The organism is Phytobacter sp. RSE-02 (assembly GCF_040578655.1).
GTDB lineage: Bacteria > Pseudomonadota > Gammaproteobacteria > Enterobacterales > Enterobacteriaceae > Phytobacter > Phytobacter diazotrophicus.
Map to the genome: position 1 here is coordinate 1 of NZ_JBEULY010000007.1, position 13,960 is coordinate 13,960.

At 45.6% G+C, this 13,960-nt stretch carries 19 protein-coding genes and 1 tRNA gene; 6 read left to right on the plus strand and 14 right to left on the minus strand.

Going from position 1 to position 13,960, the window contains the following annotated elements:
- Positions 1 to 437 precede the first annotated feature (437 nt).
- Positions 438 to 824 (plus strand): hypothetical protein, encoded by a 387-nt coding sequence (locus tag ABU190_RS15590; protein ID WP_354691776.1) that lies wholly within the window; start codon positions 438 to 440, stop codon positions 822 to 824.
- A gap of 348 nt (positions 825 to 1,172) precedes the next feature.
- On the opposite strand, the gene ABU190_RS15595 is transcribed toward ABU190_RS15590, so the two are convergent.
- The 8 genes from ABU190_RS15595 to ABU190_RS15630 form a co-directional block, all read right to left on the minus strand.
- Positions 1,173 to 1,586, minus strand: coding sequence for an antiterminator Q family protein (locus tag ABU190_RS15595; protein WP_354691777.1), 414 nt, complete (start codon positions 1,584 to 1,586; stop codon positions 1,173 to 1,175).
- A gap of 53 nt (positions 1,587 to 1,639) precedes the next feature.
- Positions 1,640 to 2,038 carry a single-stranded DNA-binding protein gene (locus ABU190_RS15600; protein WP_354691778.1) on the minus strand — a complete coding sequence of 133 codons (399 nt, stop codon included), beginning with the start codon at positions 2,036 to 2,038 and terminating at the stop codon, positions 1,640 to 1,642.
- A 2-nt stretch (positions 2,039 to 2,040) separates the two neighbouring features.
- Positions 2,041 to 4,164, minus strand: a complete 2,124-nt coding sequence (locus ABU190_RS15605) for a DUF927 domain-containing protein (protein ID WP_354691912.1) — start codon at positions 4,162 to 4,164, stop codon at positions 2,041 to 2,043.
- Between the two features lie 9 nt (positions 4,165 to 4,173).
- Entirely contained in the window at positions 4,174 to 4,782 is a 609-nt protein-coding gene (locus ABU190_RS15610; RefSeq protein WP_354691779.1) for a hypothetical protein, read from the minus strand.
- Positions 4,775 to 5,158 (minus strand): hypothetical protein, encoded by a 384-nt coding sequence (locus ABU190_RS15615; protein ID WP_354691780.1) that lies wholly within the window; start codon positions 5,156 to 5,158, stop codon positions 4,775 to 4,777. The genes ABU190_RS15610 and ABU190_RS15615 overlap by 8 nt, the downstream gene beginning before the upstream one ends.
- Positions 5,159 to 5,246: 88 nt before the next feature.
- Positions 5,247 to 5,549: a hypothetical protein gene (locus tag ABU190_RS15620; RefSeq protein ID WP_354691781.1), complete on the minus strand. Its 303-nt coding sequence runs from the start codon at positions 5,547 to 5,549 to the stop codon at positions 5,247 to 5,249.
- A 3-nt stretch (positions 5,550 to 5,552) separates the two neighbouring features.
- Positions 5,553 to 5,993 carry a hypothetical protein gene (locus tag ABU190_RS15625; RefSeq protein WP_354691782.1) on the minus strand — a complete coding sequence of 147 codons (441 nt, stop codon included), beginning with the start codon at positions 5,991 to 5,993 and terminating at the stop codon, positions 5,553 to 5,555.
- A complete protein-coding gene (locus tag ABU190_RS15630) occupies positions 5,986 to 6,333 on the minus strand; it encodes a host cell division inhibitor Icd-like protein (RefSeq protein ID WP_354691783.1) in 348 nt (115 codons plus the stop codon). The genes ABU190_RS15625 and ABU190_RS15630 overlap by 8 nt, the downstream gene beginning before the upstream one ends.
- A 49-nt stretch (positions 6,334 to 6,382) precedes the next feature.
- Between ABU190_RS15630 and ABU190_RS15635 the strand changes: the two genes are divergently transcribed.
- Positions 6,383 to 6,565, plus strand: coding sequence for a YlcI/YnfO family protein (locus tag ABU190_RS15635; RefSeq protein ID WP_354691784.1), 183 nt, complete (start codon positions 6,383 to 6,385; stop codon positions 6,563 to 6,565).
- A gap of 70 nt (positions 6,566 to 6,635) precedes the next feature.
- Here the strand turns inward: ABU190_RS15635 and ABU190_RS15640 are convergent, their stop codons facing one another.
- From ABU190_RS15640 to ABU190_RS15655, 4 genes are all read right to left on the minus strand, one after another.
- Entirely contained in the window at positions 6,636 to 7,232 is a 597-nt protein-coding gene (locus tag ABU190_RS15640) for a Rha family transcriptional regulator (protein WP_354691785.1), read from the minus strand.
- A 104-nt stretch (positions 7,233 to 7,336) separates the two neighbouring features.
- Entirely contained in the window at positions 7,337 to 7,534 is a 198-nt protein-coding gene (locus ABU190_RS15645; protein ID WP_354691786.1) for an AlpA family transcriptional regulator, read from the minus strand.
- A 213-nt stretch (positions 7,535 to 7,747) separates the two neighbouring features.
- Positions 7,748 to 8,197: a hypothetical protein gene (locus tag ABU190_RS15650; protein WP_354691787.1), complete on the minus strand. Its 450-nt coding sequence runs from the start codon at positions 8,195 to 8,197 to the stop codon at positions 7,748 to 7,750.
- Positions 8,194 to 8,499, minus strand: a complete 306-nt coding sequence (locus ABU190_RS15655; RefSeq protein WP_354691788.1) for a hypothetical protein — start codon at positions 8,497 to 8,499, stop codon at positions 8,194 to 8,196. The genes ABU190_RS15650 and ABU190_RS15655 overlap by 4 nt, the downstream gene beginning before the upstream one ends.
- Before the next feature lie 1,252 nt (positions 8,500 to 9,751).
- Between ABU190_RS15655 and ABU190_RS15660 the strand changes: the two genes are divergently transcribed.
- Together ABU190_RS15660 and ABU190_RS15665 are read left to right on the plus strand one after the other, a co-directional pair.
- On the plus strand, positions 9,752 to 10,825 hold the full coding sequence (locus tag ABU190_RS15660) for a type II toxin-antitoxin system RnlA family toxin (RefSeq protein WP_354691789.1): 1,074 nt from the start codon (positions 9,752 to 9,754) through the stop codon (positions 10,823 to 10,825).
- A gap of 40 nt (positions 10,826 to 10,865) precedes the next feature.
- Positions 10,866 to 11,174 carry a type II toxin-antitoxin system RnlB family antitoxin gene (locus ABU190_RS15665; RefSeq protein ID WP_354691790.1) on the plus strand — a complete coding sequence of 103 codons (309 nt, stop codon included), beginning with the start codon at positions 10,866 to 10,868 and terminating at the stop codon, positions 11,172 to 11,174.
- A 37-nt stretch (positions 11,175 to 11,211) separates the two neighbouring features.
- On the opposite strand, the gene ABU190_RS15670 is transcribed toward ABU190_RS15665, so the two are convergent.
- Positions 11,212 to 12,381: a tyrosine-type recombinase/integrase gene (locus tag ABU190_RS15670; RefSeq protein WP_354691791.1), complete on the minus strand. Its 1,170-nt coding sequence runs from the start codon at positions 12,379 to 12,381 to the stop codon at positions 11,212 to 11,214.
- Positions 12,382 to 12,546: 165 nt separating this feature from the next.
- Positions 12,547 to 12,623, minus strand: a tRNA-Arg gene (locus tag ABU190_RS15675).
- 222 nt (positions 12,624 to 12,845) lie between these two features.
- On the opposite strand from ABU190_RS15675, the gene folD reads away from it, so the two are divergent.
- Together folD and ybcJ are read left to right on the plus strand one after the other, a co-directional pair.
- A complete protein-coding gene (folD, locus tag ABU190_RS15680) occupies positions 12,846 to 13,712 on the plus strand; it encodes a bifunctional methylenetetrahydrofolate dehydrogenase/methenyltetrahydrofolate cyclohydrolase FolD (protein WP_041852424.1) in 867 nt (288 codons plus the stop codon).
- Position 13,713: 1 nt separating this feature from the next.
- Positions 13,714 to 13,926, plus strand: coding sequence for a ribosome-associated protein YbcJ (ybcJ, locus tag ABU190_RS15685; RefSeq protein WP_041852425.1), 213 nt, complete (start codon positions 13,714 to 13,716; stop codon positions 13,924 to 13,926).
- Positions 13,927 to 13,960 lie beyond the last annotated feature (34 nt).

Sequence of the window (13,960 nt, forward strand, 5' to 3'; positions counted from 1 at the left end):
CGCTAAAGCTTTTTCATCCAGAGAGCTGCGGTGCGTTTGCTGCTCATCCTTCTTAATAGCATAAAAAAAGCCTGCTCGGGCGAACAGGCTAAGTGACTATGGCACAACCAATTACCTATTGTTATCTGTGGCGCCGGGTGCCTCCCGGTGAGTCTTTTAACAGCAAAAACTGACCCGCGTCATCTGGTTAGGAAGCTTAGCCGTTCACGCCCCGCCGCTTAGACGAGATTCACCACGCACGAAATGTAGAAATTTCAATCTGTTTCGTCAATAAAACACTCTGACAAAGGCCTCCGACTGGCGACCTTTTACGCATTGTTATTGTTTTGTCTTACCAGGCCAACGCTGATATAAAGCCACCGCACTGATGATCACGACCAATAACGCGAGATCCATCAGCACACCAGCAATCCGCCAGACAACGAGGAGTAGAAATAATGAAAGCTGGAATAAATTACGAATTTCACCACTTAGGCATTCCCATTCAGGACGGAAATACTGATGGTATTTTCAGTGAAAAAGCGGGGATGTATACAACAGATAACCCGGGAAAATTCCGAGTGCAGTGGCACCGTTTTACCGCTGACTCAACACTACACCCTCTCATTAAAACCGTGCCCCATGTGGCGCTAAAGGTCGATAACCTTGCCGAAGCTATAGCTGGTGAAGAGATTCTTCTTGGTCCCTACGAACCTATTGACGGCTACTTCGTTGCCATTATCAATGACTCAGGCGTGCCCATTGAACTTATTGAAACAAAACTCTCTGATGACGAAATCTGGAGCAGAGCACGTTCAGGCGAAGGAAGCCTGTACAGGAAATAATGTATTGCAGAAAATCAGGGGCTAATGAGTCGCGGGCATATCCCAATAGCACGCTATCTGGCAACAATATGTCGTTATACATATGAGTCCTTAAGAGCCAGAAATCCATTCATGTATGGGGATACGCTGCATAGCCTAATGTTCCGCTCACGGGAGGCATCACAACCAGACCAGTAGAAGCAATGGTCCAGCGACCAAAGATGGCGGCCTCAGCGCAAGCGCCTGACGGTTGGTGAGCCGCCGTCAGTGAGGCCTGAATACGAAAAAACCCCGCCATATGGCGAGGTTTCGAATGTTATGTGTCAGTGCGTAGTGACAACTCATAGCAGAATAAATCCGGTTTTGTAATTACACAACTCTTTTCAGCTTAGGTGGAAGAATATTTTCCCTTCGGCATTCCTTGTCCATTTCGAGTTTAATTTCAAGTGTGCAAAGTGAACCCTGGATAAAGCTTTCAGCGGCCTGGAGTCGCACCGAAACGTGATTGTGGGAAATGCCCAATTTCGTTGCCATCGCACGTAACGTCATATTGTCGATGTAATGCCATTCCAGTAATGAGCAAAGATACTCATCATGCTTTCTGAGACGGATCATTGCTTCGTTAATATACATGCCGTCATCATCACAGCATGATGGCTTACCCTGGCGACTGGCTGCTAGCAAACGTGATAACCCAGCAGCTGTACGCGGGTAACCGATATTTGCTTCTCCACCAGCGGCCCATACTCCCCATCGTTCAAGCACCATCTGAATATCACGCATTTGAGACCCCCAGGGATTTCACACAGGAAATTTTCATCTTTGTCACCCAAATATCAGAACGGCACATCGTCTGGAAATTGCTCATCAGGTTGTTGTGCTTTACTGCTACCTGTTTGTTTCCGGTTGCCACCAGAGCGAACCGTTCTCGCGCTGATTACCGAGTCAGCAATAAGCTGCAGGCCAGACTGCGTTTGTCCCTTACCGTCAACCCACTGACTTACCTGCAAGTTACCGGAAACACTGATAATGTCCCCTTTCATATGCTTTGCGAGCAGTTCCGCCGGACGACCAAACGATGTCACAGCCAGCCATAACGTTGATTCACCGCCCTCCGCTTTCTGGCATGGGAGTGCCACAGCCATGCGGGCAAACGACATCAGGTTACCGTTCGATATGCTTTTACTCTGAACATCAACCACCAGTCGTCCATGTGCTGCGATATGAGCTGTCATAATTATTTCTCCTCACTTTCATCAAGCTGGACCAACAAATAGGACCGAAGACGCTGACCATTCAGGTGACGTAACCTCGGCGTTAATGTTTGATAACCGTTAGCACAAGCTGGTTTTTTTAGAACACCTGCTTTGAAAAGCGTTTTTGCAAATTGGGATGCATCAAAACCTTTGGCGACTTCGGTTTTAAAGGCTGCAGGAAGAACATAGAACGATACTGGTTCATTCTGATTACCCCCTTTATCCCGATATCCGGCAAGGTTGTGGATGGGGAGACTGAGTTCGTCATACGGCAACGGAGCAAAACGACTCATGCCATACGAACTCAGAAAAGCCATTGCCTGTTCAATGATTTGCTCGACCTCTTTATTACCGGTACCAAAAACACCTATCCATGCGTTATAACTATGCTGGATAGCATCACGGCATGTTTGTTCATCCCAGCCAGTGATGTTTCGCCCGAGTAACAAGGCGGCTTCAAGAATTGCAAAGCGACCACCAACACGATGCACCTGCTCGCCATACTCTGATGGGATAAGCGAACGCCAGCGCTCTTCTGTTTCCCGAACTACCTGAATTGCCTCGGCCTGATTACCCGCCAGCCAGCGAACCCATTCGCGCCCGGCTGTGCCATGATTATTCTGGTAAGCATCTTTTAATGCATCAGCATGCTGTTTACCGTTCTGGTAACCATGAAATTTGATGGCCTTATTCATTGGAATATTCAGTAATCTCACCAGTTGCCCGGCTTTTACTTTTTTCCCCGCCCCTGAAATGAAAGTTTCCATATCAACTTCCCCTGTACTGATGGCAATAGTTCGCCACCGCTTCAATTCACGGTTCCCGCCTTCTTTTGCGCCCTGTAATTTGCCGGTGCCATTGAATAATGCATATGCTGATTTATAGACTTCGACTGGATCTGCCCCCTGTCCAATTTCATCAAGGGGCATAAGGGCATCGTTATGTGCAGCAGCTTCGTTCGCGAGTCCCAGCGCAGTGCCGTACCACGTCAGACGAAGCATGTCAGGACTGCCATATAGACTCGCTGCCACATTAGCAGTTGTGGTCTTCCCTGCACTGGATTGCTCATAAAAATGAATCCCAAAACCGTCAGCACCACTTAGCCCAATTAGAGGTGCTGCAAGTGAGGCCGCAACCGCAGTCATCATCGAGTAATTTCCATAAGCCAGCTTTGCTACGCTGCTTTTCCAGCTTTCGCTTGTGCCTTTCAACGAATACCCTGCAGCAGCCGAACTACGTCCATTGAACAGAACCGGACTCTCTGGAAAACCAATAATTTCACCATCAGGCATAATATAAGCGCCACATTGCCAGCCGGTGGCATGCGCAATTTGCCATAACTGACCTGTACCAGAGCACTGTAGCCAGTCCGCAAGGATGGCGCGTAGATTACTTTTTGTAGTGACGTTTACTCCGCCAGATTTCATTGAACGCCACCCCTCCCGTTCGCCAATGTCAGCCAGAGGAACAGCGCGAACAACAGGGGAACTGGAACCATGGGGAATCCATCGCATGATTAAAAAGCGATCTTTACCGTCGGAACCAATTCCGGCGACCTCCAGAGGGGAACACAACCAGCTTTCATTTTTACTAATTTCCCCGCTCTCTTTATCCATACGGGGAGTGACCCAAAAAATCCCATCTTTGCGGCTTTCAACATGGGCTTTAAGTGGATCAGATTTAATAACTTCATTCTCGTTTACCTCAACCGCGACCTGAGCCAGGGCGCTTTCCCCTGTCTCTGCCTGTACCTTGATCCGATGAAGTTGGTCAGTCCAGTTTTCCAGTAAGTGATATGCTTCCGAATAAAAACGGGCTTCCTGCACTCCCGCTTTTGCAAGCTTTGTGGCAATGATGCTTATCTGTATTTCGCTCAGGGCGCCGCCCCGATAGATACGAACAGACCGGCGCCCCTCATCGACTATGTTCAGTTTATTCAGCTCAGCGAGTTGTTGCTTGCCCAGCACAACGGGAGGAACGGTGTCTTTTATTGGATTTGACTCTTCCCATGCTTTGGCGAAAGTCCACGCATCATCACCGGCAAAGATAATTATCTCCTCCCACAGATCAGAAGGTAATTTCTTTATGTTAGGTGCATTTTTCATCATGCCCCCTTAGTGTTCTGCCGGCCATTCAGGAATACCTTTTTCCTGAATTTGAATAACGAACTCATCATGGAGTGAAGACAAAATCTCTCGTCCCAAATCAGACAGCTCGCCGTCATCGCTTCTCATCGCGATGTAGAAATTGATTGCATTCGCTGTCCCCTGCTCGACACCGTAGCGTTCGATTAGCGCTGCCTCTATATTATTTGCCATGGCAAAACGTTCAGTAGCAGGGAAAATATTCATGCCTCCACTCTTACCAATATAGATAGCACTTTCTACTTCTGGTCCTTTAAGGCTCGGAGCAATAATTGAACCATTTTTCTCTTTTTGATCGAGAAAGAAGAGCGATGCAATAAGCCATCGCCAGATAATCAATGTCTCCTGAGCAGAGCTTGCATAATCTGAATATCCCAGTTTATGGATAATTTTCATCCCAAGAAAAAGATGATCATCCCAGTCACCAGCATCTAGTCTTCTGACTACATCTATGAAAGGTACTTGTTCCTTTAGCTCATAAATTTGTTCATTGTTAAGACATAAGATATTGATGCAACCAGAATGAGCTTCGACATGAAACGAATCAACAAACCTGGCGGTATTAATGTTGTTATACATTTTCAATCTCCAGCCCGAATTTATTAGTTTTTGGTGCCTTAAGAGCAGCCTTGATCGCCTCAGACATCACCTCATTCATTAAATCAATGCCATCAAGAGTAAGTTTGCTGTTGTCACGGCTCATTAGTGATGAATAGGTCTCGCTCATAATGATTGCGCCCTGCTCCTGTCCGTAACGGGCTGAGCACTGTTTCTCAATGCTTTCTTTAAGGCAGCGGGAAACTGATTGCACGGTCAGGTTGTTTAATTCAACAACCCTTCTGCCAACAACCGATTTCAGGGCAGGCTCGCCATTGTTGTTTAAACAGCAGTATTCAATAAATGCTGCTGCCATATGCTTTCTGTTATTTTCCAGATTCTTGTTTGCCGGTTTCATAATTACCGTTCTCCTGTGTTCAGGCCGAGCGATTCCCCAGCCTGATGGCTGTAATTTTTTGATAATGTCGGGATGGTTAGTTAAATAGTCAGGCTTTTTTGTTTCTGACTTCCCTCAATACGGCATCAGCTTCACCGGCATTGAATTTCAGAGCTGTCGCAATACCGGGTAAATACATCAGCATTTCGCCAATATTTCTCAGGTCTTCACGTGCTGTCTTGTCATCATAATTTTCATTATCGCAAGCCCAGAAAATCACATTACCAACAGAACCAAGACCAGACATAATGCCTTCATAGGCACCATCGGAATGCATGCTGATTTTATGCAACTCTTCCTGCGACTCGTCCCGGCCACAACAACGAGTAAGAATCTGTTCAATCTGGCTCATGGGTTATCTCCTTGTCTTGTCCTGTACTGACAGCCATTGATTGGCTTGTTTCAGCAATTTTGCATTTTCGACTTTGTCGAGATTTTGCCCTCCAAGTTTCACAGCTGCAGCAAGCCAGTCTTCAAGGAGACAGAAGAAACCAACAATCTGGCCTTTAAGGGCATTTTCTTGTTCCGTTAATTTGCGAGTAGAAAAGCCAAGGTTGCACATATCAAGAACAACGTATTGCAGGCCACCGCCCAAGCCACGACCATTCTCACGTAAATGTTTCAGGTAAATCATCGCTAACGCTTTACCTGCCTCACAGCCACCAAAGTAACCTCCATGGCGAGGTATAGCCCAGGAACAATAGCCGCTTTTAGCTTCCTGACGATCGACGAAAGGGAGTCGTGCCCATACAGACCTGCGGTTTTTATGAAACCGGAGTTTTGTTGATTCAGACATTAGCCACCTCCTGAACAGGAAGACGGCCAGCAAAAGAAAGAATAAAGAACGGTGCAAGCACCATACGAGCATCATGCTCAGTTGGTGCTTCCAGTGATACACGGCAGAATTTCGCTGACATGTCAGAGCGATTTAATGCCAGAAAGCGCCACTGATATGTTTTTTCAGGGCGAGTTTGGGTACTATGTAAATATGCCATAGTGTAAGCCTCACTTACGTTGTGGTTAGAGGCCCAGCAAGGATTGCCGTCCTTCTGGGCTTCGCTGTTTTCATACCTTAGCACAACCAAGGTGTGTATCACTTTAGATTGAAGTGATACACACTTCAAGTTTTTTTTCATCGACTCTTTGGTGTATACTGATACACACCCAATACACTGGAGTTCATTTGTGGCAACAGGTAATAAAAATTCAAAATCGCAATTTATGACGGCTCGCGTTCCGCATGAAGTTGTAGATGCAATGGAACAAGTAAGAGAGCCTGACGAAAGTAAGGCGCAATTTATCGTGACCGCCATGGAAGGCGAGATTAAACGTCGACAGAGAAAGAAAGCCAAAGAAGCATCTGAGTAGTGATCGCTATGGTGATGTAAGGCAGCGCCATTATAGCTGCCTTTTTTGTTCATTCCGGCCACACACAACATTAGCGAACCTCCAGTTGTTTGCCACCACCAATAAGATCTAGTTTTAACTGGCTCAGGCTTTGAACTAAGGACTCTGCCTTTTCGAGGACCACAAGGTCATCCTGACGTTGACGCAAACGACGACCGGCATCACTTGAATCCTCATCAGAAACCTTACGGGCACCAGCCACGATATCTTGCAGTTCTTGCACGGAGTAACTGAGGTAGCCATGAGCCTGGCGATCTAACTCTTCCATGTAGTCGTACACCTTAGCCTGCAGATCATAGCTGTAACTCATCGCCATCAGACAAGCTTCGCGTTTGGGGAAGTTGTAGCAAGATTGGGCTCGCCCTTTGCCATCAATGTAATCTCCAAAAAATTTTGGAGATTGAGTTTCACCCAAGACTTTTGGCACTTTCGCCATAAAACTGTCGTGGCGAAGCTTGCGATATTTCTTGCATGGGAATGACATCCCCTCCTCTTCCGCTTTCACCTGACGGTCGGCATTGATATAATCGACCATTTCCAGACTACTCATGGTTGGCGTAGCAATACCTTGTTGACTGATTTCGGGTTGCAGGAACCCCTGCACAGAGAGTGCATTTAATTTAGTCATGATTATTTACCTGTATTTAATTCGCTGATAACTGTCGCATCAATCAGATCTTAACCAGATGCTAATTAAACGACACGCAACTAATGCACATGTAAGGTACTTATTTAGGCAATCTCCTTACGAGACTCTTCGATACGTTGGTTAATCCAGTCATCGACTTCACTTTCAACAAAGGCGATGGCTCGGGAGCCAATTTTGATAGGTTTTGGGAACTTCCCTTGAGAGATAAGCTTGTAGAGCCAGGCCTTACTTATCGGTGCTCTCCGCAGAACTTCAGAGAGCCGAATTAAAGATTGAGACATGTTTACCTCGTAGCGTCTATTACGGTTTACGAAATAAATGATGACATAAAAATAATGCAACGCATCGCAACATTAGGGCTAATGGTAGGATAGAGAAAAAGACTATGAGGGTGAGAGCCTTTTATGTGGGAAATAACTATAACCATAAGTATGATCTACCCTCAGGGTTAGTACAGATATCCTAAGCGATACCCTACCCCTGAGGGTTAATGATTACTTTCTTTTTAAAGGGCATGCTACTTTTTCAATAGCTCGCGCCTGAACATCTGGCATGCCAAACTTCTTATACTGCTGCTTGATCTGAGCAACTAATGCTTCCTGCGATGGTACTGTTTTCCTATCATCCACATCATAGTCTTTCCACTCGGAGTTACGTAGTTGAATGGCAATCATAAGCGGATCATCATCTCTGTATTTGCCGAGAAAAATTGGCAGTAAAGATTCCAGATTTTTTACTTTTTCTTGAAGTTGTTCAATTTTTTCTAAAGCTTCCTTAAGAGTAATAGATGTAGTACTAATAGTCTCGTCTACCCCCTCAAAATGCATTGGAGGCAAACCGAAATTTACATTTTTCCCTTTAGAATGAAGAAAATCAGTCAGCTCTTGGCGTTTAAAACCATAACCTAAGTATGTTTCTTCAATAATCTCTTTTCTTGTGCTCAAAATGGTATATCTCCAGGCCAAATGCCATTATTGTGGTATAACTCCAGCAATAATTCTCGCAGTGAAAAATGCTCATTGCCCTGAGGCGTTCCCCAAGATGGTGGAATGGATTCATAACCGCCGCCGACTGTCAATACTCCCATTTCTGGAGCATTTTCATCATCAGCTAGTTGAATTAACAACCACTCTGCTATTTGCGGTAAAGTCGCACCTGGAGATTGCTGTCTCAAGCTTGTAATAACTTCATGCAAAGAAATAACTTCGCTTTTCTTTTCCTTTAGTTCGGAAACTATATCTAACAAAACGCCACCTCACGCCCTCTGATTTTGGGGGCTATGCCAGCCCGCAGAGGTGTACGGGTTTTCGGGGATCAACCTAGACATAGCCTTATTCGTTACGTCTATTATCGTCTTCTGTCGTCTATTAGTCCATCAATCACTGTATGCAAAACCAGTAAAAAATAGCAAAAGTGGCAATGGTTAATAAAAATGATTATCTCAAGACGCAGAGCTATTCCTTAGCAATAGATACGACAAAAAAACCTGTCCATTAAATGGCAGGTTTCTTGGAACTGTTTGGGTTTTGAATACAGATTTTTATGTACGGTTAAAACAGAAGACTATTAAAGAAGACAAATATTTCCACCCTTGATAAGGGAAGAATATGACCCTGCTAGAGGCCATGATCCGTATGTTTTAAAGAGCTAACAAAAGTGAACCAAAGATAAATGTCTGTACTTAGGTACTTAACTGGGGACGAACCATCCCCAACCAGTGGATTTTTTCAAATGCGCTTAGGAAGCGCACATGCTCATCCCTTTTAGGGCTGAGAATCCAGTTTTTAAAGAGCTATTATCCTATAGCTTAATCTCTTCCAAATCTTCTGGAAGACTGCTACACAAGGGCGTAGCATGTTCTACATTTCGGTAGAACTTCCCATTTTTTTTAAAGATCTTTGCCATTTACAACATACAACACCCATTTCGCTCACTATTCATTAAGCAAAAATGTGCAGCCCTCGCCCTCTTTACCATTTTCATTACCAGCGCCTCACCACAGGTTTCTGTAGTGTTGCGTTGATGGGATGCTTCACCCCGGGGCAGATTGATAAAGAGCGGTGTTGCTTACTCCCCTTCTTTAGCATGCAATGCTATAGAACATTCGCTTTTCAGCGGTGTAGGCCGAACGGCCATTGTGAAAAGAGCAGTGCGCTTTTCAGCGCCGGAGATTGCAATAACACAATCATTGTCGATTGAAGTGTAATGTAGAACACAGCTGTCTACTTGTCCAGTATCTTGCATATCAATTAATCACTATCGATTCGCAGTATATGTTGTTCCAAACGCCCTCAATATTGTTCCAGAGTTGTTCCATGCATAACCCATATAAATCAATAAATACATAGAGTTACTGAATAAATAAGGTATATGGAACAACCTGAACAACTGGAACAAGTAGTTAGCCTTGCACATGAATAGGTGGTTTAATAAGGCTGTTTATGCCCTTGGTTAAGCTATACAGGGGAATCATCATTTTGATAATGGACCTATTCATCATGACTGAAGAACGCAATTACAAAGGCCTTAATCTTGACAGGGATCTTATAGAGCCTGTTACCAACGATTTTTGTTCTGAACAAAGTTTGCAAATCCGAAGCATTGCAGATAAACCAGGCACCCCCGGAATAAGGATTGTGATCGGCAAGGTAGGTATTGAAGATGGAACCCTGGATATCCTGTTTATCAAAGACGGAACTTCAACGCTACAGTGGGACATGGGGAAAAATAAAGAACTCAGTCATGCGCTAGCTGATAAATTGTTCGAAACTATTAATCCTAACGAATTTAATAATGTAAATATGGTATTAAAAGGGATAGATAGGGAACAAATAGTATCATTACTTCAGTTAATGGCCGAAACTGAGCGCCCAGCGTTCGAAATGACTCAGATTGAACATAATGGCAGTTTGCAGATTAGAATCATTTGTAAGGACCATGGAGATAGTCTCGTTGTAACGCATCACTCGTCCTTACGTCTGCAGATTCAAGGCAGACCTTTAACATGCTATAGGAAATTGGTTTATTTGATGACGGACATTTTAGATATGTCCGGATTAGAGCTGGTCCTTAGCCGCCGAGAGGAAAGTGTTACAGAAATTATACGGCAGGAGGTTGCAGCTGACTTTCTGCGCAAATGTTTACCAAAGTCATATGATAACCTACCAAGTATAACCAAAAATTTGCTACTTGCTGGCCAGTGTGTCAAAATCGCGAGCCCTGCTTTGCCGGAGTATTCGATGCTCTTCTTCCCAGAGCTAAGATCTCTCGAAGGTGCGTTGAAAGCCAAGCTCGCGAGCTATAACTTTGATTCAGATAGCAACGATTTCGGGTACTTTTTTAGCCATGTAGGTAACGGCGTTTTTGAACTCGATCGCTCCTTTGATGGTCACATAACAAACCAACAAACTAGAAATATGCTAGGTAGGGCCTACACTTTCTTCAACAAACATCGCCATGGGCTCTTCCACATGCAGAGCGTGGAAGAAGCAAGCAGACAAATTACCTCAATTGAACAATTGCTTAGCCTGTCTGCAGATGCTTACATTCACTTAGATAACTTATATAGCTAATATGTTCAATATCAGACAGATAGACAACAAAGAGTACCCGGTGATTGTTGTAGCAACAAGCTACAACAATCCCTTGTCATGTCTGAATTCTATTGCTAAATCTCTCCATGCTAAAAAGTTCAAAGGGAAAGTTATTTTTGACTTATTGTGCTCTAACGGGTTGGAGAGTAACCGTTTCATGTCGGTTTTTTTTGATGGAAGCAATTTCAACCATACTTCTTTCAAGGTTGAATTTGAAGGTTCTTTCCCTTCAGAAATTGTTGAAATCCAAAACATTTACTTTGCTAACCATAGATGGATACTTGATAATTCTGTCTTAAGTACCAATGAAATACTTCAATTTCAATAACTAAAATTAATACCTTCACTAACCCATAAAGCCCTTATTATAGTGAAACTAAAAAATCCGCATACCATTGCACCATCTCTCTGCGGCCATCCAGATACTGTGCATGGTTATAAGTTCCACGGATAGTATTCTTATCGGCATGTGCTAGCTGAGCCTCAATCCAGGCAGTGTTAAATCCCTGCTCATGCAGAATGGTACTCATTGTATGCCGGAAGCCATGACCTGTTGCCCTGCCATCGTACCCTACTCTCTTGATGACCTGGTTGATACTGGCCTCACTCATCGGTTTACCAGCATCGTTACGCCCGGGGAAAACATACTTTCCTCGACCACTTATGCTTTTAACTTCCAGTAGCATAGATTTCACCTGGCTAGACAACGGAACCAGATGAGGACGGCGCATCTTCATACGCTCTTTCGGGATCTGCCAAAGGTTATTAGTGAAGTCGAACTCTTTCCATTCAGCGGCCCGCAACTCAATTGTTCGTACACCGGTGTACATCAGCAGGAACGTAGCAGTCTGAGTTAACTTACTTCCACTGTAATTTTTCAACGCCTCAATAAACCCACTGAGTTCATCACGCTGCAGATGAGGATAATGTTGTTGCTTAGGTGGCTTAAGTGCACCTGCCAAGTCTGCAACCGGGTTGTATTCAGCACGCCCGGTAATCACTGCATAAGTGAATATTTGCTTACAGGCCTGTCGTATTTTTTTGAGCTTATCCAGTACACCACGCTCTTCGAGTTTCTTTAGAACAGCCAGCATATCTATTGGTTTGATATCGGTGATAGCGCGCTTACCAACGAAAGGGAAAATGTCTTTCCGGAGAGACTCGAGGATGTCATCGGCATAACCGGATGACCAGTTAGGCTTTTTATGCTTATGCCATTCAATTGCAATCAGCTCAAAGCTGTTTTGCATTGCAATAGCCTTTGCTTCTTTTATTGATTGTTTCACATCGGAAGGATCAGCACCTGCTGCGAGTACCCGTTTTGCTTCATTGCGTTTGTTTCGGGCATCAGCCAGAGTAACGTCAGGATAAACGCCCAGTGCCAACAATTTTTCTTTGCCGGCATATCTGTACTTTAGTCGCCAGTATCGAGAACCATTTGGATTTACCAGCAGGTACATACCGCCTCCATCCGAAAGCTTATAGGGCTTATCCTGAGGCTTTGCTGTGCTTATCTGACGTGCCGTGAGCTTCATTTTGGGGGTATCACATTTCATTGAACAGGATATACCCCCAAATGTACCCCCACATTACTGTAGATTTCAAGATATGTTGATAGACGTTGAGAGACGATCAATCATTAATAAACGGCGTGGAGGCTGGATTTAGTAGACTTGGGAAGACTTGAGTAGAAGATAGGATGGTACGCCCTACAGGGTTCGAACCTGTGACCTACGGCTTAGAAGGCCGTTGCTCTATCCAGCTGAGCTAAGGGCGCACTGATATCCCTTACGGGAGAGTTGCGGATCGGGATTATACGGTCAACACCTGTCGAGTCAATGACTTTGCTCTCAGATGCTCGCGAAGTGAGCACCATTGCGCACTTTCTCCGCCCTGCCTTTACGCACGAAACATAAACGGTAACTGACAGCGCCGCCCACTTCTGACAAAATATACACATCCCCACTTCTTTTTAGTTACAGATGGAATCTTCTCTCTGATGGCAGCAAAGATTATAGATGGTAAAACGATTGCGCAGCAGGTGCGCTCTGAGGTTGCTGAAAAGGTGAAAGCCCGCCTGGCAGCCGGAAAACGCGCCCCTGGTCTGGCCGTTATCCTCGTCGGTAGCAACCCTGCGTCGCAGATTTATGTCGGCAGCAAACGCAAAGCGTGTGAAGAGGTGGGTTTCATCTCCCGCTCCTACGATTTGCCGGAAACCACCACCGAAGCCGAACTGCTAACACTTATCGACAAGCTGAATGCCGATAACGAAATCGACGGTATTCTGGTTCAGTTACCGCTGCCTGCCGGTATCGATTATGTCAAAGTGCTGGAACACATTTCGCCGGATAAAGACGTCGACGGTTTCCACCCGTATAACGTTGGCCGCCTGTGCCAGCGTGCGCCGCGTCTGCGCCCGTGCACCCCGCGCGGTATCGTGACGCTGCTTGAGCGTTACAACATTGATACCTACGGCCTGAACGCTGTGGTCATCGGCGCATCTAACATCGTTGGTCGCCCGATGAGCATGGAGCTGCTGCTGGCCGGTTGCACCACCACCGTGACCCACCGCTTCACCAAAAACCTGCGCCACCATGTGGAAAACGCCGATCTTCTGGTCGTTGCGGTCGGCAAACCAGGCTTTATTCCTGGTGAGTGGATCAAAGAAGGTGCCATCGTGATTGATGTTGGTATCAACCGTCTGGAAAGCGGCAAAGTGGTTGGCGATGTGGTTTACGAAGACGCCGCGGCGCGTGCCTCATACATCACGCCGGTGCCGGGCGGTGTAGGCCCGATGACTGTCGCAACCCTGATTCAGAACACATTACAGGCGTGCGAAGAGTACCACGACGTGGAGAAAGCATAAGATGGCAACATTCTCACTGGGCAAGCATCCGCACGTTGAACTCTGCGATCTGCTGAAACTGGAAGGCTGGAGCGAAAGCGGCGCGCAGGCGAAGATCGCAATCGATGACGGTCTGGTCAAGGTCGACGGCAAGGTCGAAACCCGTAAGCGTTGCAAGATCGTCGCCGGACAAACCGTTGTATTTCAGGGACAAAGCGTTACCGTAGTCGCCTGATATCCCTTCTACAGGCCCGTTCACCGGGCCTGTT